General features: G+C 68.7%; 22 protein-coding genes. 11 read left to right on the top strand and 11 right to left on the bottom strand.

Features of this window, described 5'->3' with window-relative positions; genetic code table 11:
• Nucleotides 1-24: 24 nt before the first annotated feature.
• From IB278_RS12880 to IB278_RS12865, 4 genes are all read right to left on the bottom strand, one after another.
• Nucleotides 25-825, bottom strand: coding sequence for a transporter substrate-binding domain-containing protein (locus IB278_RS12880; protein WP_145746136.1), 801 nt, complete (start codon nt 823-825; stop codon nt 25-27).
• Nucleotides 822-1595: a GntR family transcriptional regulator gene (locus tag IB278_RS12875; RefSeq protein WP_145746137.1), complete on the bottom strand. Its 774-nt coding sequence runs from the start codon at nt 1593-1595 to the stop codon at nt 822-824. The genes IB278_RS12880 and IB278_RS12875 overlap by 4 nt, the downstream gene beginning before the upstream one ends.
• 170 nt (nt 1596-1765) lie before the next feature.
• Nucleotides 1766-2743 (bottom strand): Bug family tripartite tricarboxylate transporter substrate binding protein, encoded by a 978-nt coding sequence (locus tag IB278_RS12870; RefSeq protein WP_145746138.1) that lies wholly within the window; start codon nt 2741-2743, stop codon nt 1766-1768.
• Nucleotides 2744-2788: 45 nt separating this feature from the next.
• Nucleotides 2789-3229, bottom strand: coding sequence for an OsmC family protein (locus IB278_RS12865; protein WP_028256202.1), 441 nt, complete (start codon nt 3227-3229; stop codon nt 2789-2791).
• 228 nt (nt 3230-3457) lie between these two features.
• Between IB278_RS12865 and IB278_RS12860 the strand changes: the two genes are divergently transcribed.
• From IB278_RS12860 to IB278_RS12850, 3 genes are all read left to right on the top strand, one after another.
• A complete protein-coding gene (locus IB278_RS12860) occupies nt 3458-5149 on the top strand; it encodes a long-chain fatty acid--CoA ligase (RefSeq protein ID WP_145746140.1) in 1692 nt (563 codons plus the stop codon).
• Between the two features lie 75 nt (nt 5150-5224).
• Nucleotides 5225-5752: a thermonuclease family protein gene (locus IB278_RS12855; protein WP_145746141.1), complete on the top strand. Its 528-nt coding sequence runs from the start codon at nt 5225-5227 to the stop codon at nt 5750-5752.
• 77 nt (nt 5753-5829) lie between these two features.
• Nucleotides 5830-7755, top strand: a complete 1926-nt coding sequence (locus IB278_RS12850; protein WP_192323605.1) for a PhoX family protein — start codon at nt 5830-5832, stop codon at nt 7753-7755.
• A 24-nt stretch (nt 7756-7779) separates the two neighbouring features.
• On the opposite strand, the gene IB278_RS12845 is transcribed toward IB278_RS12850, so the two are convergent.
• Nucleotides 7780-9126 (bottom strand): NAD(P)/FAD-dependent oxidoreductase, encoded by a 1347-nt coding sequence (locus IB278_RS12845; RefSeq protein ID WP_145746143.1) that lies wholly within the window; start codon nt 9124-9126, stop codon nt 7780-7782.
• A 178-nt stretch (nt 9127-9304) separates the two neighbouring features.
• On the opposite strand from IB278_RS12845, the gene egtB reads away from it, so the two are divergent.
• From egtB to IB278_RS12820, 5 genes are all read left to right on the top strand, one after another.
• Complete coding sequence (egtB, locus tag IB278_RS12840) at nt 9305-10561, top strand: ergothioneine biosynthesis protein EgtB (RefSeq protein WP_192323604.1); 1257 nt, start codon at nt 9305-9307, stop codon at nt 10559-10561.
• 3 nt (nt 10562-10564) lie between these two features.
• Nucleotides 10565-11578, top strand: a complete 1014-nt coding sequence (gene egtD / locus IB278_RS12835; RefSeq protein WP_192323603.1) for an L-histidine N(alpha)-methyltransferase — start codon at nt 10565-10567, stop codon at nt 11576-11578.
• 160 nt (nt 11579-11738) lie between these two features.
• Nucleotides 11739-12023 carry a DUF427 domain-containing protein gene (locus IB278_RS12830; RefSeq protein ID WP_145746146.1) on the top strand — a complete coding sequence of 95 codons (285 nt, stop codon included), beginning with the start codon at nt 11739-11741 and terminating at the stop codon, nt 12021-12023.
• Nucleotides 12020-12772, top strand: coding sequence for a 2OG-Fe dioxygenase family protein (locus IB278_RS12825; RefSeq protein WP_145746147.1), 753 nt, complete (start codon nt 12020-12022; stop codon nt 12770-12772). Before IB278_RS12830 ends, IB278_RS12825 begins: the two co-directional genes overlap by 4 nt.
• Nucleotides 12773-12879: 107 nt before the next feature.
• On the top strand, nt 12880-13323 hold the full coding sequence (locus IB278_RS12820) for a universal stress protein (RefSeq protein ID WP_015866434.1): 444 nt from the start codon (nt 12880-12882) through the stop codon (nt 13321-13323).
• Here IB278_RS12820 and IB278_RS12815 read toward each other — a convergent pair.
• A complete protein-coding gene (locus tag IB278_RS12815) occupies nt 13307-13984 on the bottom strand; it encodes an RluA family pseudouridine synthase (RefSeq protein ID WP_145746148.1) in 678 nt (225 codons plus the stop codon). The two genes, IB278_RS12820 and IB278_RS12815, sit on opposite strands and share 17 nt — an antisense overlap.
• Before the next feature lie 173 nt (nt 13985-14157).
• On the opposite strand from IB278_RS12815, the gene IB278_RS12810 reads away from it, so the two are divergent.
• A complete protein-coding gene (locus tag IB278_RS12810; RefSeq protein ID WP_145746264.1) occupies nt 14158-15351 on the top strand; it encodes an MFS transporter in 1194 nt (397 codons plus the stop codon).
• Nucleotides 15352-15369: 18 nt separating this feature from the next.
• Here the strand turns inward: IB278_RS12810 and IB278_RS12805 are convergent, their stop codons facing one another.
• Genes IB278_RS12805 through IB278_RS12795 form a run of 3 tightly spaced genes read right to left on the bottom strand, consistent with a single transcriptional unit; the run spans nt 15370 to nt 16096 of the window.
• Nucleotides 15370-15651, bottom strand: a complete 282-nt coding sequence (locus tag IB278_RS12805; RefSeq protein ID WP_145746149.1) for a 2Fe-2S iron-sulfur cluster-binding protein — start codon at nt 15649-15651, stop codon at nt 15370-15372.
• Nucleotides 15648-15950, bottom strand: a complete 303-nt coding sequence (locus tag IB278_RS12800) for a VF530 family DNA-binding protein (protein ID WP_192323602.1) — start codon at nt 15948-15950, stop codon at nt 15648-15650. The genes IB278_RS12805 and IB278_RS12800 overlap by 4 nt, the downstream gene beginning before the upstream one ends.
• On the bottom strand, nt 15947-16096 hold the full coding sequence (locus IB278_RS12795) for a hypothetical protein (protein ID WP_015866429.1): 150 nt from the start codon (nt 16094-16096) through the stop codon (nt 15947-15949). The genes IB278_RS12800 and IB278_RS12795 overlap by 4 nt, the downstream gene beginning before the upstream one ends.
• Nucleotides 16097-16189: 93 nt before the next feature.
• Here IB278_RS12795 and IB278_RS12790 point away from each other — a divergent pair, with 93 nt between their 5' ends.
• Both IB278_RS12790 and IB278_RS12785 read left to right on the top strand, forming a co-directional pair.
• Entirely contained in the window at nt 16190-16708 is a 519-nt protein-coding gene (locus IB278_RS12790; RefSeq protein WP_145746151.1) for a GNAT family N-acetyltransferase, read from the top strand.
• 100 nt (nt 16709-16808) lie between these two features.
• Nucleotides 16809-17717, top strand: a complete 909-nt coding sequence (locus IB278_RS12785) for a DUF808 domain-containing protein (protein ID WP_192323601.1) — start codon at nt 16809-16811, stop codon at nt 17715-17717.
• A gap of 34 nt (nt 17718-17751) precedes the next feature.
• Here the strand turns inward: IB278_RS12785 and IB278_RS12780 are convergent, their stop codons facing one another.
• Both IB278_RS12780 and IB278_RS12775 read right to left on the bottom strand, forming a co-directional pair.
• Entirely contained in the window at nt 17752-17955 is a 204-nt protein-coding gene (locus IB278_RS12780) for a hypothetical protein (protein WP_145746153.1), read from the bottom strand.
• Nucleotides 17956-17985: 30 nt separating this feature from the next.
• On the bottom strand, nt 17986-19173 hold the full coding sequence (locus tag IB278_RS12775) for a YncE family protein (RefSeq protein ID WP_145746154.1): 1188 nt from the start codon (nt 19171-19173) through the stop codon (nt 17986-17988).
• Nucleotides 19174-19256: the final 83 nt, after the last annotated feature.

The following is a 19256-nucleotide window of genomic DNA, read 5'->3' as shown; positions in this document are numbered from 1 at the left end:
CCTTTGTTCGAGGTTCAGCGGCGCTCAGACCGGCAGGTCGCCGGCGGCCTTGCCGAGCCACTTCTTCGACATGGCGTCCAGCGTACCGTCCTTCTTGGCGGTGGCAATGATCTCGTTGACCTTGGTCTTCAAGGCGGTTTCGCCCTTGGCCACGCCGACGAAGCAGGGGCTGTCCTTCAGCAGCAGCTTGAACTCGGCGCTCACCTTCGGATTCTTGGCGAGCATGTCGCCGGCGACCGCCGCGCTGGTGGCGATGGTTTGCGTCTGGCCGGCCACGAAGGCCGCGATGGTTGCGTTGTTGTCCTCGAAGCGGCGGTAATCGACGTTCGGCGGCGCCACCTTGTTCAGCTCCTGGTCCTCCATTGCGCCGCGCGTCACGGCAACGGTCTTGCCGGCCATGTCGGCAAAGCTGGTGAGCTTCATGCTCTTGGCCGCATACACGGCCTGGAAGAAGGGCGCATAGGCCGAGGTGAAGTCGATCACCTTCTCGCGCTCGGCGTTCTTGCCGAGCGTGGAGATCACGAGGTCGGCCTTGCGGGTCTGCAGGTAGGGAATGCGGTTGGCGCTGGTCACGGGCACCAGCTCGACCTTGACGCCCAGCTTGGCGGCGATCAGCTCGGCCATCTCGATGTCGAGGCCTTGCGGCTTCATGTTCTTGTCCACCGAGCCGTAGGGCGGATAGTCGGTGGGCACGGCGATCTTGATGGTCTTGGCCTTCAGCACGTTGTCCAGGGCATTCTGGGCCTGTGCGCCGCCGGCGGCGGCCAGCATGGCGATGGATGCAAGCGCGAGCGAGAGATGGCGTTTGGACGAAGAGAAAGTCATAGCAGGGCTCCTAGGTAAGTCGATGAATCGGTGTCGTCGGGGGAGGGCGTGGCGGCCTTGCGCCGCCTGGGAACGGCCGCGGTTTTCTTCTGCTGCAGCGGCGCCAGCGCGTCGCGCAGCTGCGCCAGCGGATCGGTGGGCGCCTGCACGCGCAGGGCCGACTGCACCGTGCCGATGTGCGCGGCCATCAGCGCCTCGGCGGCGGCATGGTCGCCTCGCTCGAGGGCGGCGACGATCTGCACGTGGTCCTCGCAGGACTGCACGGCGTCGTGCGTGGACTGGTAGAGCATGGCGATCAGCGTGGTGCGCGCGGTGAAGTCGCGCAAGGTGTCGGCCAGCAGCGTGTTGCCCAGGCATTCGGCCAGGCACACGTGGAAGTCGCCGAGCAGGAAGCTGCGGTTGCCGACGTCGCTCTCTTTCAGTGCGGCCTTTTCACGCTGCAGGTGTGCCTTCAGCTGGCGCAGCGCGGCCTTGTCGATCTTGCCGGTGCTGCCCGTACTGCGGATCAGGCCGAGCTCGATGACGCGGCGCGCCTCGAAGGCTTCGCGCGCCTCGTCCTGCGAGGGCTCGATCACGAACCAGCCGCGCCGCGCGCTCACCGTGACGATGCCGCGCGCCGCCAGCCGGGTGAGCGCCTCGCGCACGATCGTGCGACTGCAGTCGAACAGCATGGCGAGCGGCTGCTCGCCCAGGCGCGAGCCCGGTGCGAGCTTCTGCGCCATCACCGCCTCGACGATGCGTGCACTGATTTCGGATGCGGATGTAGACATTGGCATGCATACCAGCAGCTTTTGTGCCAACTGGTATGCAAGATCTGTGCACCGAAATGGGCCGGCGCTGCGTGCCGGTGGTGCGTGGCGCGCGGCTCGGGGCGCTGCTGCTCAGGGCGCGATCCCGCCGATGGGGATATTCGCGCAGGGGAGTACCCGGTGGCCTGTGATCAATCCATCCGCGCGCCCGAAGCCTTCACTGCCTTGTCCCAGCGCGGCGTCTCCGTGGCCAGGAAGCGCGCGAAGTCCTCGCTGCCCAGATAGGCCGGGTCCGCGCCCTGGCTCACCATCCGGTCGCGCACCTCGGCGCTCGTCAGCACCTGCCTGAAGGCGTCGCTGAGTCTGGCGACCACGTCCCTGGGCGTGTCCTTGGGTGCGAAGAAACCGTAGAAGCCCACCACCTCGAAGCCCTTGACGCCCGACTCGATCACCGTCGGCACATCGGGCAGCGCGGGGTTGCGTTCGCGGCTGGTCACGGCCAGCGCGCGCACCTTGCCCTGCTTGTGGTAGTTGGCCGCCTGCGGAATCGATTCGGCCATGAACTGCACCTGCCCGGCCATCAGGTCCGTGAAGGCCGGGGCGCTGCCGCGATAGGGGATGTGCACCATGAAGATGCCGGTCGCGGTCTTGAACATCTCGGGCACCAGGTGGCTGATGCCGCCGTTGCCGGCCGAGCCGTAGTTGACCTGGCCGGGCCGTGCCTTGGCGTAGTCGACGAACTGCCGCAGGTTCTGCACCGGCAGCTTGGGCGTGACCAGCAGGGCGAGCGGCTGCATCGCGGTGCGTGCAATGGGCACGAAGTCGCGCTGCGTGTTGTAGGGCAGCTTGCTGTAGAGCGCGCCGTTGATCACGGCCACGCCGGTGTTGGCCAGCATCAGCGTGTAGCCGTCGGCCGGGCTCTTGGCGACCGCGTCGGCGCCCACCGAGCCGCCCGCGCCGGGCTTGTAGTCGACGATCAGCGGCTGGCCCAGCACCGCCTGCAGCTTGTCGGTCAGAAGGCGCGCATGCTGGTCGAGCGGGCCGCCGGCCGGAAAGCCGATGACGACCTTGATCGGCTTGTCGGGGTAGGCCGCCAGGGCGGCGCCACCGATGCCGAACGAGGCGATTGAAAAAGCCGCCAGGAGGGCGGCGCGCACGGGTCGGGTCATGGATCGTCTCCTCTTTTTCAAGTGGAGACGATCATAAGCAGCGGCTCAGCCCGCGAGCGTGGCCTTCAGCGTGATCTCCGGCACGCTGGCCAGCGCCTTCGACAGCGGGCAGCCGGCCTTGGCGGCGGCCGCGATCTGCTGGAACTTCGCCTCTTCCAGGTTGGGCACGGCGGCGTCGAGCTCGAGTGCGATGCGGTCGATCTTGAAGCCCTCGCCGTCCTTGGCCAGCCGCACCGCGGCCTTGGTGTCGATGCGGGTGGCGGTGAAGCCCTCCTTCTCCAGCGCGAAGGCAAAGGCCATCGTCAGACAGGCCGCATGGGCCGCGCCGACGATCTCCTCGGGGTTGGTGCCGCGCTTGTCGTCCTCGAAGCGGCTGGCGAAGCCGTAGGGGTAGTCCTTGAGGGCGCCGGTCTCGGTACTGACCTGGCCCTTGCCGGTCTTGCCGGCGCCTTCCCAGTGAACGCTTGCGTGCTTGTCTGCTGCCATGAAAACTCTCCTTCATTCGGGTGACGGGTGGTGGGAGACGCAGGTATCGCGCGGAACGCCGCGCTTGTCTGTAGTCGCAGGGCGCGTGCGATGAAGATTGCGCGATGGCGGGCAGGCGTCGCCAAGGTGACGCTCCCGGGGGCTTCCCCGATGGGAGCGGCGCGCGGCTCGGCTTAGGCTGCGGCCTGTCTTCCTTCCCTCTCTCTCCTTCTCCCGCCTGCCTTGACCATGCAACCACGCCCGCACTACAAGTTCTGGCCCAAGCGCCTGCCGCATTCGATCACCGTTCCCGCCACCTCGCTGTGGCACAACCTCGCAACCTCGGCGGCGCGCTATCCGGACAAGGCCGCGCTGGTCTTCTTCGGCCGGGTGCTGAGCTATCGCGATTTCGCCGAGCAGGTCGAGCGCCTGGCCGGCACGCTGCATGCGCTGGGCGTGAAGCGCGGCGACCGCGTGGTGCTGGACATGCAGAACTGCCCGCAGCTCGTGATCGCGCATTTCGCGATCCTGCGCGCCAATGCGGTGGTGGTGCCCGTCAACCCGATGAACCGGGCCGAGGAGCTCAAGCACTACATCGTCGACCCCGACGCCAGGGTGGCCATCACCACCGGCGACCTGGCCGGCGAACTTGCCAAGGCCAGCAACGCGCTGCCGCCCGCGCAGCAGCTGGCCCACATGATCGTGACCCAGTTCACCGACGCCTTCGATGCCGATGCGAGCGGCGACGACGCTCCCGCGCCGGCCTGGAAGGAGTGGCTCGCCACGCGCCATCCGCTGCCCGAACTGGCGGGCGGCAAGGCCATGGCCTGGACCGATGCGCTGGCCGCGGGGCATGCCGCGCCCGAGCACGTGGTGGGCGCCAACGACATGGCGCTGCTGCCCTACACCAGCGGCACCACCGGCCTGCCCAAGGGCTGCGTGCACCACCATTCGAGCCTCATGCACAACGCGGTGGCCAGCCAGCTCTGGGGCCAGGCCACCTCGGAAGCGGTGGTGCTGGCGGTGGTGCCCATGTTCCATATCACGGGCGTGGTGAGCATGATGCACACCTCCATCCTCGCGGCGGCCACGCTGGTCATCATGCCGCGCTGGGACCGCGAGGTGGCGGGCCGGCTCATCTCGCGCTGGAAGGTCACGAGCTGGACCAACATCCCCACCATGGTGATCGACCTCATGGCCAGCCCCAACTTCGCGAGCTACGACCTGTCGAGCATCACGCACATCGGCGGCGGCGGCGCGGCCATGCCGCAGGCCGTGGCGCAGCGCCTCTTCGAGCAGTACGGCCTCAAGTACCAGGAGGGCTACGGCCTCACCGAAACCGCCGCGCCTTCGCACACCAACCCCTCGGACCACCCCAAGCAGCAGTGCCTGGGCATTCCGTTCATGAGCACCGATGCGCGCGTGGTCGACCCCGACACACTGGCCGAAATGCCCATCGGCGAATCGGGCGAGATCATCATTCATGGCCCCGAGGTGTTCCAGGGCTACTGGAAGCGCCCCGACGCCACCCAGGCGGCTTTCGTCGAGTTCGAGGGCAGGCGTTTCTTCCGCTCGGGCGACATGGGCCGCATGGACGAGGACGGCTACTTCTTCATGACCGACCGCCTGAAGCGCATGATCAACGCGAGCGGCTTCAAGGTCTGGCCGGCCGAGGTCGAGCTGCTGATGTTCCGCCATCCCGCCATCCAGGAGGCCTGCGTCATTTCCACCCGGGACGACTACCGCGGCGAATCGGTCAAGGCCGTGGTGGTGCTGCGCGCCACGCACAAGGACACCACCGAGCGGCAGATCATCGACTGGTGCCGCGAGAACATGGCGGTCTACAAGATCCCGCGCAAGGTGCAGTTCGTCGACGCGCTGCCCAAGAGCGGCAGCGGCAAGGTGATGTGGCGGCTGCTGCAGGAAGACGAAAACAAATGATTCAGCCGGGCGGGGCGGGCACTTCGCGCCGAGAATCGACGCTCCTTGCACCCTGTGCGTTCCGTTCCTGCCTGCATGCGCTTTCGCCCGGTTTTTTCTCTTCTTCTTTTTGCATTCGTCTCTCTGCCGCTGCTGGCTCGCGCCGAGCCCCGCAGTTGCCTGGTGGTCGGCATCAGCGACGGCGACACGCTCACCGCGCGCTGCGGGCGCGCCGGCTCCTATGAGCAGATCAAGGTGCGCATCGCCGCGATCGATGCGCCCGAAAGCAGGCAGCCCTATGGCCAGCGCAGCCGGCAGGCGCTGAGCCGGCTCTGCTACGCCGTAGAGGCGCAGATCACGCCGCGCGACACCGACCGCTACGGGCGCACCGTGGCCGACGTGGCTTGCAACGGCGAGGACGCCGCAACCCGCATGGTGTCCGGCGGCTGGGCCTGGGTCTACGACTACGACGGCATCGCGACCAGGCGCGGCGGCGGGCTCTTCAAGCTGCAGGACGCCGCGCGTGCGCAAGGCCTGGGGCTGTGGGCCGATTCGAAGCCGACGCCGCCCTGGGACTGGCGGCGCGAGCGGCGCGAGCACCACTGGAGCGACGCCTTTTTTTGAGCCCCCGGCCGCTGTCATGGCGGATTCATGCGGGCGCGAGACCATCATGGGTTCTCGCAACCCATGACGACAAGAAGATGGCCAAAGATTTCGAGCAAATGGAGGACTCCAATCCCTCCGCCAATCCCACCATCCACGAAGTTTCCGACCCGCAGCGCCGCGTGTTCGTGCGCGGCGGCCTGGCGGCGGCCGTGGCGGGCCTTTTCGGTCCCCTGGCGGCCGGCACGCTGGCCGGCTGCGCCAGCACCGGCCCTTCGGTGAGCACGCTGGGCCGGGCCATCGGCTTCAAGAGCGTGCCCATGGCCGCCGTCGACCGCGTCGTCGTGCCCGAGGGCTACAGCGCGCAGGTGCTCTACCGCTGGGGCGACGCCACCGGCATCGCTGGCCAGATGCCCGCATTCAAGACCGATGGCTCCAACACCGCGGACGAACAGGCCCTGCAGGCCGGCATGCATCACGACGGCATGGCCTTCTTTCCGCAGGGCGGATCGAACCGCGGCCTGCTGGTGCTGAACCACGAATATGTCGACGACGGCCTGCTGCATCCGGACGGCATGAAGACCTGGACGGCCGAGAAGGTGCGCAAGTCGATGAACGCGCATGGCGTCTCGGTGATCGAGCTGCAGCGCGAAGGCACGAAGTGGACGCAGGTGCTGCCGTCGCGCTTCGCGCGCCGCATCACCGCGCTCACGCCGATGACGCTCACCGGCCCCGCCGCCGGCCACCCCATGCTGCGCACCGCGGCCGACCCCACGGGCACGCAGGTGCTCGGCACCTACAACAACTGCTCGAACGGCCAGACGCCCTGGGGTACCTACCTGACCTGCGAGGAAAACTTCGCGGATTACTTCGAAGGCACCGACACGCCCGACGCGCACCAGAAGCGCTGGGGCATCAAGAAGGGCAACGGCGCCAAGTACCGCTGGCACGAGCACGACGCGCGCTTCGACGTGGCGAAGCACCCGAACGAATCCAACCGCTACGGCTGGGTGGTCGAGATCGACCCGCAGGACCCGGCCTCGACGCCGCGCAAGCGCACCGCGCTCGGCCGCGCCGCGCACGAAGGCGCCGCCACCGCGCTCACCAACGACGGCCGCGCGGTCATCTACATGGGCGAGGACTCGCGCTTCGAATACATCTACAAGTTCGTGAGCCGCGACAGGGTGCAGCCCGGCGGCGCGGCCGCCAACCGCGACCTGCTCGACCACGGCACGCTGTACGTCGCCCGCTTCGACGTGGACGGCACCGGCGAGTGGCTGCCGCTGGTGCAGGGCAGGAACGGGCTCGTCGCCGACAAGGGCTTCGCGACCCAGGGCGACGTGCTCATCAAGGCGCGCCAAGCCAGCGACCTGCTGGGCGCCACCAGGATGGACCGTCCCGAATGGACCACCGTCGATCCGCTGACGAAGGAGGTCTATTGCACCCTCACCAACAACAGCAACCGCGGTGCGCCGGGCCAGCCCTTCATGGACGCGGCCAATCCGCGCTCCAACAACACGATGGGCCAGATCATCCGCTGGAAGGAAAGCGGCGACCTCGATGCGACGAAGTTCGCCTGGGACCATCTCGTGCTTGCGGGCGATCCGAAGCAGCCGCGCTACGAAGCGCAGGGCAACATCAAGGGCGACGCCTTCGGCAGCCCCGACGGCCTGATGGTCGATGCACGCGGCGTGCTGTGGATCGAGACCGACGTCTCGACCTCCACGCTCGGCAAGGGCGAATACGCCAACCTGCCGAACAACCAGATGCTGGCCTGCGACCCGACGAAGGGCGAAATCCGCCGCTTCCTGCTCGGGCCGGCCGGCTGCGAGATCACAGGCCTCACGGCCACGCCCGATCTGCGCACGCTCTTCATCAACATCCAGCATCCGGGTGAGCCGGCCAACGAGCGCAGCGACCCGGAACGTCCGCTCGCCGTGTCGAAGTGGCCGGACGGCGCCGGGCGCCCGCGCTCGGCAACGGTCGCCATCACGAAGAACGATGGCGGTGTGATCGGAACCTGAGGCGGGAAGGGGCAGGGCGCGCCGCTAGGACTCGCTCCTGCCCTGCACGTCCGCCACCACGCGCGCATTGCGCTGGAAGCTCCAGTAGGCGCTGGCCCAGTCCATCATCACCACGATGCGGTTGCGGAATCCGATCAGGAAGTACGCATGCGCGAACAGCCAGAACAGCCATGCGAGCCGGCCGCTGAAGCGCAGCGGGCCGAGGGGCGTTTCCAGGTCCACCACCGCCGAGTTGCGGCCGATGGTGGCCAGGTTGCCGTAGTCCCGGTAGCGGAAAGGCACCGTCGGCTCGCCCGCGATGCGGCGAAGAATGTTGGCGGCCGCCGCGCGGCCCATCTGCTTGGCGCCGGGCGACACGCCGGGCACCGGTTTGGGCGGCTTGCCGGGCGCGTAGCTCAGGGCCGCGGCCAGGTCGCCCACCACGCTGATCTCGGGATGGCCCGGCAGGCTCAGGTCGGACTCGACCTTGACGCGGCCGGCGCGGTCGCATTCGGCGCCGGTCGCCTCGCCCAGCATGCGCCCCAGCGGCGAAGCTGCGACGCCTGCCGCCCACACCACGCAGCTGGTGTCGATGCGGTAGCCGGTGGCGGGTGCGCCGTCGGCGCCACCGCCGGACTGCACTTCGAGCCCGCCGGCGTCGATGGCGGTCACGCGCGCATTGAGCCGCACTTCGACGCCGAGTTTTTCCAGTTGTTCGAGCGCCTTCTGGCTGAGGTTCTCGGGCATGGCCTGCAGCACGCGCGGTCCGCCTTCGATCAGCAGCACCTGCGCGCTCCCGGGGTCGATGTGGCGGAACTCGCCGGCGAGCGTGTGCTTGGCAATCTCGGCCAGCGTGCCTGCCATTTCGACCCCCGTCGGGCCGGCGCCGATCACCGCGAAGGTGAGCAGGGCGCGGCGGCGCTCCGGGTCGGTTGCGGTTTCGGCCGCCTCGAACGACATCAGCACGCGGCGGCGGATCTCGAAGGCGTCGGCCAGCGTCTTCAGGCCGGGCGCGACGGGCGCCCATTCGTCATGGCCGAAATAGCTGTGCGTGGCGCCGGCCGCGACGACCAGATGGTCGTAGCTCACCAGGCTGCCGTTGGCCAGCCGGACCGCGCGCGCGGCCGGATCGATGGCACTCACTTCGCCGAGCAGCGTGGTGATGCGCGGCTGCCGGCGGAACAGGGCCCGCACCGGCGCCGCGATCGACGGCGCAGCCAGGCCGGCGGTCGCCACCTGGTAGAGCAGGGGCTGGAACAGGTGGTGGTTGGTCTTCTCGATCACCGTCACGTCCACGTCGGCGCTTTCGAGCCGGCGCGCGGCTTCGAGTCCACCGAATCCGCAGCCGACGATGACGACATGGGGGCGGGCGGAGGCGTTGGTCGTTTGCATCGAACAGATGATACGCAGCCGCCCTGCACGCCGGCCGATCTTGTGCCAAAGTGGCTCCCCCCACCGATGCCTGCATTGCGGCGCGGCGTGACACGGCGCTTCAAGGGCGCGAACTTGTCCTACGCGCTGCTGCAACGGCCATCGGCTACAAATTGCGGTTGACCCGACTGGAGACACCATGACGCTTTCCCGGCCGATCACCCAGGCGGCAAGCGCGCTGCGCGGCAAGTTCCGCGAAGTGCGCGCCGCCAGCCTGGCACTCGCCGCGCCGCTCTCCGCCGAAGACCAGTGCATCCAGTCGATGCCCGACGCGAGCCCGACCAAATGGCATCTCGCGCACACGACCTGGTTCTTCGAGACCGTGCTGCTCCAGCCGCATGCGGCGGGCTACCGGCCTTTCGACGAGCGGTTCCATTACCTCTTCAACTCGTACTACGAAGCGCTCGGCCCGCGCCATCCGCGCCCGCAGCGGGGGCTGCTCACGCGCCCTTCCGTGGACGAGGTGCATGCCTATCGCACCCATGTCGACGAGGCGGTGCTCGCGCTGCTCGACGCCGGCGCCGGCGAGCGCGACTGGGCGGCCATCGAACCCATCGTCACGCTCGGGCTGCACCACGAACAGCAGCACCAGGAGCTGCTGCTCACCGACATCCTGCATGCCTTGTCGTGCAATCCGCTGTTGCCCGCCTACCGGCCCGCGACAGGGCCCGCGCTGCGGTTGGCTGCCGTGCCGCCGGCCATGCGCTGGCTACCGCAGCCCGGCGGCCTGGTGCAGGTGGGCCATGAAGGGCCGCAGCGGGGCTTTGCCTTCGACAACGAGACGCCGCGCCACGCGGCCCTGCTGCAGCCCTATGCCATTGCCGACCGGCTGGTGAGCTGCGGCGACTATGCGCAGTTCATTGCCGACGGCGGCTACCAGCGCCCCGAGCTCTGGCTCTCCGACGGCTGGGCGGCGGTGCAGGCGCAGGGCTGGCGCCATCCGGCCTATTGGCTGGCCGCCGACGATCCCCGGCTGCAAGCCCAGCAGCCGCAGGGCGGATGGCAGGTGTTCGGCCTGCATGGCGTGCGGCCGATGGAGGCCGATGCGCCCGTGTCGCAGCTGAGCTTCTACGAGGCCGCAGCCTATGCCGAATGGGCCGGTGCGCGCCTGCCGACCGAATTCGAATGGGAAGCGGCCTTCAATGCGCCTGGCATCTCGCAAATGACGGGCCACGTCTGGCAGTGGACGCGCTCCTCCTACGACCCGTATCCCGGATTCAGGCCCATGCCCGGCATCGCGGCCGAATACAACGGCAAGTTCATGGTGGGCCAGCTGGTGCTGCGTGGCGGCAGCGTGGCCACGCCGGCCGGGCACACGCGGCCCAGCTACCGCAATTTCTTTCCGCCGGCGGCGCGCTGGCAGTTCTCGGGGCTGCGGCTCGCGAAAGACATCTGAATCATGCGCAATCCAAGCTCCTCGTCCTCCCTGTCGTTTGCCGCCGCCCAACAGCAGCAGCGCCAGCCTGTCGCACCCGCCGCCCCGGAAAGTGCGGCGCTCTCCGAGTTCGGCCGCGAGATGCGGGCGGGCCTTGCGCGCAGGCCGCGCAGCATTTCGCCCAAGTATTTTTATGACGCCGCGGGGTCGCAGCTGTTCGACCGCATTTGCGAACTGCCCGAGTACTACCCCACGCGCACCGAGCTGCGCATCCTCGGCGAATGCGCGGGCGAGATCGCCGCGCAGGTGGGGCCGGGCGCCGAGATCGTCGAGTTCGGCGCCGGCTCGCTCACCAAGGTGCGGCTGTTGCTCGATGCGCTCGAGGCGCCCCGGCGCTACCTGCCGATCGACATCTCGGGCGAGCACCTGGCGGCCGCGGCCGAGCGGCTCAAGGCCGACTATCCGGAGCTGGCGGTGCAGCCGATTGCGGCGGACTACACCATGCCGCTGGTGCTGCCCGCGCCGCTCGCGGGTGCGGGCAAGCGGGTGGGCTTTTTCCCCGGCTCGACGATCGGGAATTTCGAGCCCGACGAGGCGCTGGCCTTCCTGCAGCTCGCGGCGCGCATGCTGCGCGGCGGCGGGCTGCTGATCGGCGTCGACCTGGTGAAGGACCCGGGCCGCCTGCATGCGGCCTACAACGATGCGCAGGGCGTGACCGCCGCGTTCAACCTCAATTTGTTGCGGCGCGCCAATACCGAGCTCGATGCGAACTTCGACCTCGACGGCTTTGCGCACGCGGCGTTCTACAACGCGCCGAAGCAGCGCATCGAGATGCACCTGGTGAGCCGGCGGGACCAGATCGTCTCGCTGAACGGCGAGCGCTTTGCGTTCGAGGAAGGGGAGACCATCCACACCGAGTACTCGCACAAGTTCACCGTGGAAGGGCTGCGGGCTTTGGCGGTGAAGGCGGGGTTCCGGCCGGGGGCGGTGTGGACGGATCCGGAGAGGCTCTTCAGCGTGCATTGGCTTTCGGCCTGATTTTGGTTCCGGGGCCGGGGCGAGTCCCGGCCCCGAACCTCAACCGGCATAACCCAGGCCGGAATCGTCCGCCAAACGCAACGGGCACAATACCCCTTCCCCGCGCGGCCCCGCACCCGCCAAGTGCGCCCCCCGCCACCCCCGTTGGAGTGCAAAGACCATGAAAGCAACCTGGAACGGCGTCACCATCGCCGAAAGCGACGACACCGTGCTTGTTGAAGGCAACCACTATTTCCCGATGAGCTCGCTCAATCGCGACCATGTGACCTTCAGCAACCACAAGACCACCTGCGCCTGGAAGGGCACGGCCAGCTACTACTCGCTGCTGGTCAATGGCGAGCTCCACACCGACGCCGCCTGGTACTACGCCGACCCGAAGCCCGAAGCCGAGGAAATCCGCGATCGCGTGGCGTTCTGGAAGGACGTGAAGGTCACCGCGTCGTGACCACGGCCGCATTCGCCCCACCATTCATCCGGCCCGCCGAGCTGCAGGCCGCGCTGCGCGAGCAAGGCTATGCCGTGTTGAGCCCGCAAGGCGTGAGCGACTGGCTGGGCGTGCCGCTTGCGCAGCTCGAGGCGCTGCATGCCGACTGGAACGATCTCCCGCCGGATGAATACCTGAAGGACGGCGGGCGCTATCGCACGCGGCGCCACGCCTGCTTCACGGTCGAAGGCGATTCGGTCGCGCAGGCGCCGCACCGCGCGCACTGGCAGCCGGTCGAATACAACGCGCTGCATGGCGGCATGCAGCGATGGTTCGCGCCTATGCATGAAGCCACCGTGGCGCAGCCGGCCTGGCAGCGCCTGCTGCAGCGCCTGGGCGAAGCCGCGAGCGGCATGCGCGGCGCAGCGGCGGCGCAGCCCTGGTTCGTCGAGGCGCACCAGTTCCGCATCGACACCGCGGGCGGCATCGGACGGCCCACGCCCGAAGGCGCGCACCGCGATGGCGTCGACCTGGTGGCGGTGGCACTGGTCGGGCGCAGCGGCATCAAGGGCGGTGAAACGCGCGTGTTCGAAGCCAGCGGCCGCCGCGGCGAGCGCTTCACCATGACCGAGCCCTGGACGCTGCTCCTGCTCGACGACGCGCGCGTAATCCACGAGTCCACGCCGATCCAGCCGCTCGAGGAGGGCGGCGCAGGCTGGCGCGACACGCTGGTCGTCACCTGCCGCGCCGGAGGTTTCCAGGGGGATTGATCCCGCTGGCTTGAGTCCTACAGCCATCGCCCGGCGCAGAGGTTAAATTCGGGGCCCGGCCCGGTTGCGAGCCGCGCCTGTCCGCGAACGAAAAAGTGAGGTCCGCCATGTTCAATCACATCCTGGTTCCGATCGACGGCTCCGAAACTTCCATGCTCGCGGTCAGCAAGGCCAGCGGCCTGGCGCTGGCGTTCGGAAGCCGCATCACGTTGATCCACGTGATCGACAACTATCCCTTCATCGGCGTGGGTGCGGACTATGCGCTGGGCCAGAACGAATACCTGGCCGCAGCCACCGCGAGCGCGAATGCGGCGCTCGCGCGCGGCGTGGCGGCGCTCGCCGCCGAAGGCCTGCACAGCGACCAGCGCGTGATCGACGGCCACGTGGTGCACGAAGGCATCGTCGACACCGCCATCGCCATCGCGGCTGACCTGATCGTGATGGGCTCGCACGGGCGCAGCGGCATCGAGAAGCTGCTGCTGGGCAGCGTCACGCAGCGCGTGCTGCAGGACGCGCCGATGCCGGTGCTCGTGGTCAAGGGCGGGCTGTAGGAAAAGAGGCGCCGAAGAAGTCCGGCGGGCTCTGCAGGCACAAGGCCTGCTGCGTGACCGGATGCACGAAGCCCAGCTCGCTGGCGTGCAACAGCAGGCGCGGCGCACGCGCCTGGACGTCGGCATTGCCGTAGAGCGCATCCCCCAGGATCGGATGGCCGATCGACAGCAGGTGCACGCGCAATTGATGCGAGCGCCCCGTGAGCGGCTCCAGCAGCAGGTGCGTGGCCTCGGTCTTTCCATCCGGCGCTGAAGACGAAGACAGCGCACGCCAGCGCGTGAGGCTGGGCTTGCCGGCCGGGTCCACCTTCTGCAGCGGACGGTTGGGCCAGTCGGCCATCAGCGGCGCATCGATGACCGACCATTCCTCCTGCACCGGCAGCGCGCCGTCCACGATGGCCTCGTAGCGCTTGTGCACGCGGCGCTCGGCAAAGGCGTCACCGAGCGCCCGCTGCATGGCGGCGCCGCGCGCCATCAGCACCAGGCCGCTGGTCGCCATGTCGAGCCGGTGCACGACCAGCGCGTCGGGCCAGCGCCGCATGGCGCGCGCGCTCAGGCAGTCCTGCTTGTCTTCGCCGCGCCCGGGCACGCAGAGCAGGCCGGCGGGCTTGTTCAGCACCAGCAGGTGGGCGTCTTCGTGGATGAGGTCGATGTCCGGCATAGGTAGACGGGAGTGTAGGGAGCAGAGCCCGCGTTCACTGCTGCACCTTGGCGCTGCGCTCATGCGAAGCTCATGAAGCCTCGGCTATCCTCGAGCAGATGTCCGGCCCTGCCTCCCCCGTTCCCGCTCCCGTTTCCCCGGGCTTCACCGAACTCCGGCGCGAGCGCGCGTTCATGCAGATGTGGGTGGCGCGGCTGTTCGGCACGGCGGCCTCGCAAATGCTGCTGGTGGCCATCGGCTGGCACATGTACGAGCTCACCGGCAGCGCCTGGGACCTCGGGCTCGTGGGCCTCTACCAGTTCGTGCCTGCCTTGCTGCTCGCGCTGCTGGCCGGCCATGTGGTCGACCGCCACCATCGCGGCCGCATCGTGGCGGCCTGTTTTGCGGTGCAGGGGCTGGTGGCGCTGGTGCTGCTGCTCGCGGTGGTGCAGCGCTTCGACACGCGCGGCCTGCTGCTGGGGCTGTCGCTGGTGCTGGGCGCGGTGCGGGCCTTCCAGATGCCGGCGCAGCAGGCGCTGACGCCATTGCTGGTGCCGCCCGCCATGCTGCCGCGCGCCATGGCTTTCAGTTCGGCCGGCATGCAGGGCGCGATCATCGGCGGGCCGGCGCTCGGCGGCCTGCTGTTCGTGGCCGGCATGGCGGTGGTGTATGGCGCCAGCGTGCTGTGCTTCGCGGTGGCCTGCGCGCTGGTGCTGCGGCTGCGCTATGCCTACACGCCGGCCGCGCGCGAGCCGGTCACGCTGGCCACGGTGTTCGCGGGCGTCGATTTCATCTGGAAGCGCAAGCCGGTGCTCGGCGCCGTCTCGCTCGATCTTTTCGCGGTGCTGCTGGGCGGCGCGGTGGCGCTGCTGCCGATCTACGCCAAGGACATCCTGCACACAGGGCCCTGGGGGCTCGGCCTGCTGCGCGGTGCGCCGGCCGTGGGCGCGCTGGCGATGTCGATCGCCCTCACGCGCCGGCCCATCGAGCGCAACATCGGCCGCACGCTGCTGATGGCCGTCGGGCTCTTCGGGCTCTGCATGGTGGTGTTCGGCATTTCGCGCAGCTTCATCGTTTCCCTGGTTGCGCTGGCGGTGTCCGGCGGGGCCGACATGGTCAACGTGGTAATCCGCCAGACCCTGGTCCAGCTCGAGACGCCCGATGCGATGCGCGGGCGGGTGAGCGCGGTCAATTCGATCTTCATCGGCGCGAGCAACCAGCTGGGCGAATTCGAGTCGGGCGCCACGGCGGCGCTGCTCGGCCCGGTGGGCTCGGTGGTGGTGGGCGGCGTCGGAACCATGATGGTGGCGCTGGGCTGGTTCAAGCTGTTTCCATCGCTGGCGCAGCGGGACCGGCTGGTGGTCGCGATGCCCGCGGCGGCCAAGTAGAGCGCCGCGCCGCGGCGGTCAGAAGACCGAAAACGCCAGGGGCGCATCGATCGTGAGGTCGCTCTGCGCCTCGGCCACGCAGGGCAGGATCCAGCCCTCGGCCTTTTCCTCGGCGCTCAGGCCGGGCCATTCGATGATGTGGCGGATGGATCCCGACACCAGCTGGCAGATGCAGGTGCGGCAGGTGCCGTTGCGGCAGGAGCTCGGCATCTCGATGCCGGCCGCCTCGGCCGATTTCAGCAGCGTGGTGCCGGCCTCGGCGTCGAAGCCGAGGCCCGACGGTTCGAGCCGGACCCTCATCGCTGCGGAGGCTGTGGTTGCTGCTGCTGCTCGCGGCGCTGTTCGCGCAGCATGAAGAGATAGAGGCTTTCGACCTTCTCGCGCGCCCATGGCGTCTTGCGCAGGAACTTGAGGCTGGAGCCCACGCTCGGGTCGATGGCGAAGCAGCGGATCGGAACGAGTTCGCCGAGCCGCTCCCAGCCGTAGTGATCGGCCAGCGCCGTGACGATGGCCTCGAGCGTGAGCCCGTGCAGCGGATTGCGGGGCTGGGCCGGCTTGGCGGGCGCCGAGGCCGGCCCGGCGGGGGCCTCGTCGGTCACTTGTTCTTGAGCTTGCCGCGCGGGATCACCGCCGTGGTGATCGTGCGCACGGGTTCGATGCCGCCGGTGCCCACCGGCTTGGGCGGCGAAGTGTCCTTCTTCGGTTTCTTGGCTTCCTTGTTTGCGCGCTGTTGACCCTTGGCCATATCGACTCCTTTTGATGCTGCGTATGCGGCGTAGTAGCGGGCAGTTTAGCGGTGCGGCGACAATACGCAGTTCCTTTTGATTTCCCCGCATCCATGTCAGATCACGAAGTTCGCCCCGCCACCATGCGCGACGCCAAGGCCGTCGCCGAAGTCCATGCCCTGGCCGCCAAGGCTGCCTACGAAGGCATCCTGCCCGAAGAAGAGCTGCGCGTGCTGGCGCCCACCTCGCGCGAAGCCAAATGGCGCGAAGCCATCGAGTTCAGCGAGCCGCAGGTGCAGGTGGCGGTGCAGGACGGAGAAATCGTCGGCTTTGTCGGCTTCGACCGCTCGCGCGATCCCAAGACACCGTCCACCACGGGCGAGATCTGGGCCCTGTACGTCAAGCCCGAGCATTGGGGCCAGGGCATCGGCGTCGCCCTCTGGGACGCCGCGCGCGAAGGCCTCGAGGAAGAGGGCTGCACCACGGTCACGGCCTGGGTGCCCATCCGCAATGACCGCGCCATGCGCTTCTTCGAACTCGCCGGCTTCAAGCGCGAAATGAAGACCGCCAAGACCACCGCGCTGGGCACCGTGCGGGTCGAAGAGATCCGCCTCAAGCGAAGCGTCGCCTGAAGCCTGACGCCCGACGGCCGCCCGTGTACGGGTATTGCCGGCGCGCGCCGCGGTTGCGGCTAAGCTCGCCGCTTCTTTTTTCCCCACACCGACCCTTGCCATGGCCACCAGCCTGCTTCTGCTGCTCGACGACATCGCCACCGTCCTGGACGACGTCTCGGTCCTCACCAAGGTGGCCGCCAAGAAGACGGCCGGCGTGCTCGGCGACGACCTTGCGCTCAATGCGCAGCAGGTCTCGGGCGTCAAGGCCGACCGTGAGCTGCCGGTGGTCTGGGCGGTGTGCAAGGGCTCGTTCGTCAACAAGCTTATCCTGGTGCCCGCGGCGTTGGCCATCGGCACCTGGCTGCCCTGGCTGGTCACGCCGCTGCTGATGGTGGGCGGTGCCTTTCTTTGCTTCGAGGGTTTCGAGAAGCTCGCCCACAAGTTCCTGCACAAGCAGGAGCACGAGGCCGACACCGCGCGCCATGAGCGCGCCGTGGCCGACGAGGCCGTCGACGTGGTGGCGGCCGAGAAGGACAAGATCAAGGGCGCGGTGCGCACCGACTTCATTCTGTCGGCCGAGATCATCGCCATCACGCTGGGCACCGTGCAGGGCCAGTCCTTTGTCACGCAGTTCACCGTGCTCGCGGGCATTGCGCTGGTCATGACCATCGGCGTCTACGGCCTGGTGGCCGGCATCGTGAAGCTCGACGACGCGGGCCTCTACCTGAGCCGGCAGGCGGGCAAGGCCGCGCAGGCCCTGGGCCGCGGCATTCTCGCGGCCGCGCCCTGGCTCATGAAGGCGCTGTCGGTGGCCGGCACCGCGGCCATGTTCCTGGTGGGCGGCGGCATCCTGGTGCACGGCGTGCCGGCCCTCGGCCATGCCGTGGAAGACTGGGCCAAGGCCACCGGCGGCGTGTTCGGCGCGCTCGGGTCGATGGGGGTGAATGCGGGCATCGGCATCGTGGCGGGCGCCATCGTGCTGGCGTGCGTGGAACTCGCCGGCAAGCTGCGCGGCAAGAAGGGCTGAGCCCCGCCGGCTGCAGGGCCGGCCCATTGCCGCTCTATTTGCCGCGCTGGAACAGCCCGACCGCCACCAGCGCCACGCCCAGCACCAGCGCGAACCAGCCGACCAGGTACGCACCGGCCACCATCTCGAACCAGCGCGTGCCCTGCAGGAAGCGCGGCGCCAGCAGGACGGCGGCGCCGATCACGAGGCAGAGAATGCCGCGCTCGAGCGTGCGGAGTTGTCGTTTGGGTTGCGCCATGGCTTCTTCGCTTGGGGATGGTGGGTTGCGTCAGTGCGACATTGTCCCGCGCATTGCGGCCGGATGGCCCTGCAGCGGGAACGACTTGCCCGTGGGCACCAGCGTGTCGCCGTCCACGCGCAGGATCGTGATGTCCTGGTCGATGAAGTTGCCCACGTAGAGGTACTTGCCGTCGGCGCTCCACACGGCGCCTTCGGGCAGGCCGCGCACCACCACCTCGTTGGCGCGCGTGACCTTCTTGCCATCGATCTTCAGCAGCACCACCGAGCCGTTGCGGTTGTAGAAGTAGGCGTTCTTCGCCGAGTTGCTGCCGCGCAGGATCACGACCACCGCATGCTTGCCGGTCGGGCTCACGGCCAGGCCCTCGGGCCCGTCGCCGACCACCACCTTGTCGACCACGCGCGGCGGCGCCGCTTCGAGGTCGATCACGCTGACCGTGTCGACCTGCCCGTCGGAGGCGCCCGAGCTGCCGTTGTCGGCCGTGAGCGCGAGCTTGCCGTCGGGCGTCACGTCGACGTTGTAGGGCCAGAGGCCGGCCGCGAGGTCGACCTTGTTGTAGCTGACCTTCTCGCCGTTCACCTCGAGCAGCGCGATCTTGTGGCTGGTGAACTTGGCCGCCAGCGCGCGCTTGCCGTCGGGCGTGAAGCGCACGTGCGCCACCGAATCGCCCATGGCGACGGTGTCGATCAGCGTCACCTGCTTGCCCGCGATGCGCAGCACGCTGACCGAGTTGTCGGCGCGGTTGGCCACCAGCGCGAGGTTGCCGGCGCGGTTGATCGACAGGCCCGAGGGCTGCTTGCCCACGGTGAGCGTGTCGAGCAGCCTGGGCGGGGTGGTGCTCAGGTCGAGCACGAAGAGGCGGTTGTCAGGCACCTGCCTGCGGATGCCGTTCTCTTCCACCACGTTGAGCGAATTGGCCACCAGCGCCAGCGTTTCGCCGGGGGTGATCGCGAGGTTGACGGGCGGGCCGGCGATGGTGTTGTCCAGCTGCAGGCTGCCGACCAGCCTGGGCGCCAGCGGATCGGTGCCGATGTCCAGCACCTGCACCGTGTCGCGCCCCATCGGCGCGAGGATCACGGCGCCGGCGTCGCTCCACGACTGCTTCTCGTCGTTGGCCACCAGCATCAGCTGGCGCTGGGGCACGGTGGGGGTCAGGTTCGTGCAGCCCGTGAGGGCGGCCAGGGCAAGCGCGGCCAGTCCGGCTGGATGGAATTTCATGAGGCGGTCTCCGTGTTGTAGGTCTTTGTGCGGCGGGCCGCAGGCGCCCGCAGCGCATGGTAGCGGCACAATCGATCGATCCA

This window comes from Variovorax sp. VRV01 (assembly GCF_014852545.1).
Classification (GTDB): domain Bacteria; phylum Pseudomonadota; class Gammaproteobacteria; order Burkholderiales; family Burkholderiaceae_C; genus Variovorax; species Variovorax beijingensis_A.
Note: the sequence above shows the minus strand (reverse complement) of the source record. Positions and strands in the feature narration are given on the sequence as shown.

Bases quoted from the DNA above. Each gene is read 5' to 3' on its own strand.
- IB278_RS12775 (WP_145746154.1), bottom strand. From the start codon at position 19,173: ATGAAATTCCATCCAGCCGGACTGGCCGCGCTTGCCCTGGCCGCCCTC.
- IB278_RS12850 (WP_192323605.1), top strand. From the start codon at position 5,830: ATGGCCAAAGATTTCGAGCAAATGGAGGACTCCAATCCCTCCGCCAAT.
- IB278_RS12865 (WP_028256202.1), bottom strand. From the start codon at position 3,229: ATGGCAGCAGACAAGCACGCAAGCGTTCACTGGGAAGGCGCCGGCAAG.
- egtD (WP_192323603.1), top strand. From the start codon at position 10,565: ATGCGCAATCCAAGCTCCTCGTCCTCCCTGTCGTTTGCCGCCGCCCAA.
- IB278_RS12855 (WP_145746141.1), top strand. From the start codon at position 5,225: ATGCGCTTTCGCCCGGTTTTTTCTCTTCTTCTTTTTGCATTCGTCTCT.
- IB278_RS12780 (WP_145746153.1), bottom strand. From the start codon at position 17,955: ATGGCGCAACCCAAACGACAACTCCGCACGCTCGAGCGCGGCATTCTC.
- IB278_RS12880 (WP_145746136.1), bottom strand. From the start codon at position 825: ATGACTTTCTCTTCGTCCAAACGCCATCTCTCGCTCGCGCTTGCATCC.
- IB278_RS12795 (WP_015866429.1), bottom strand. From the start codon at position 16,096: ATGGCCAAGGGTCAACAGCGCGCAAACAAGGAAGCCAAGAAACCGAAG.
- IB278_RS12830 (WP_145746146.1), top strand. From the start codon at position 11,739: ATGAAAGCAACCTGGAACGGCGTCACCATCGCCGAAAGCGACGACACC.
- IB278_RS12790 (WP_145746151.1), top strand. From the start codon at position 16,190: ATGTCAGATCACGAAGTTCGCCCCGCCACCATGCGCGACGCCAAGGCC.
- IB278_RS12845 (WP_145746143.1), bottom strand. From the start codon at position 9,126: ATGCAAACGACCAACGCCTCCGCCCGCCCCCATGTCGTCATCGTCGGC.
- IB278_RS12815 (WP_145746148.1), bottom strand. From the start codon at position 13,984: ATGCCGGACATCGACCTCATCCACGAAGACGCCCACCTGCTGGTGCTG.
- IB278_RS12870 (WP_145746138.1), bottom strand. From the start codon at position 2,743: ATGACCCGACCCGTGCGCGCCGCCCTCCTGGCGGCTTTTTCAATCGCC.
- IB278_RS12785 (WP_192323601.1), top strand. From the start codon at position 16,809: ATGGCCACCAGCCTGCTTCTGCTGCTCGACGACATCGCCACCGTCCTG.
- IB278_RS12860 (WP_145746140.1), top strand. From the start codon at position 3,458: ATGCAACCACGCCCGCACTACAAGTTCTGGCCCAAGCGCCTGCCGCAT.
- egtB (WP_192323604.1), top strand. From the start codon at position 9,305: ATGACGCTTTCCCGGCCGATCACCCAGGCGGCAAGCGCGCTGCGCGGC.
- IB278_RS12805 (WP_145746149.1), bottom strand. From the start codon at position 15,651: ATGAGGGTCCGGCTCGAACCGTCGGGCCTCGGCTTCGACGCCGAGGCC.
- IB278_RS12875 (WP_145746137.1), bottom strand. From the start codon at position 1,595: ATGTCTACATCCGCATCCGAAATCAGTGCACGCATCGTCGAGGCGGTG.
- IB278_RS12820 (WP_015866434.1), top strand. From the start codon at position 12,880: ATGTTCAATCACATCCTGGTTCCGATCGACGGCTCCGAAACTTCCATG.
- IB278_RS12810 (WP_145746264.1), top strand. From the start codon at position 14,158: ATGCAGATGTGGGTGGCGCGGCTGTTCGGCACGGCGGCCTCGCAAATG.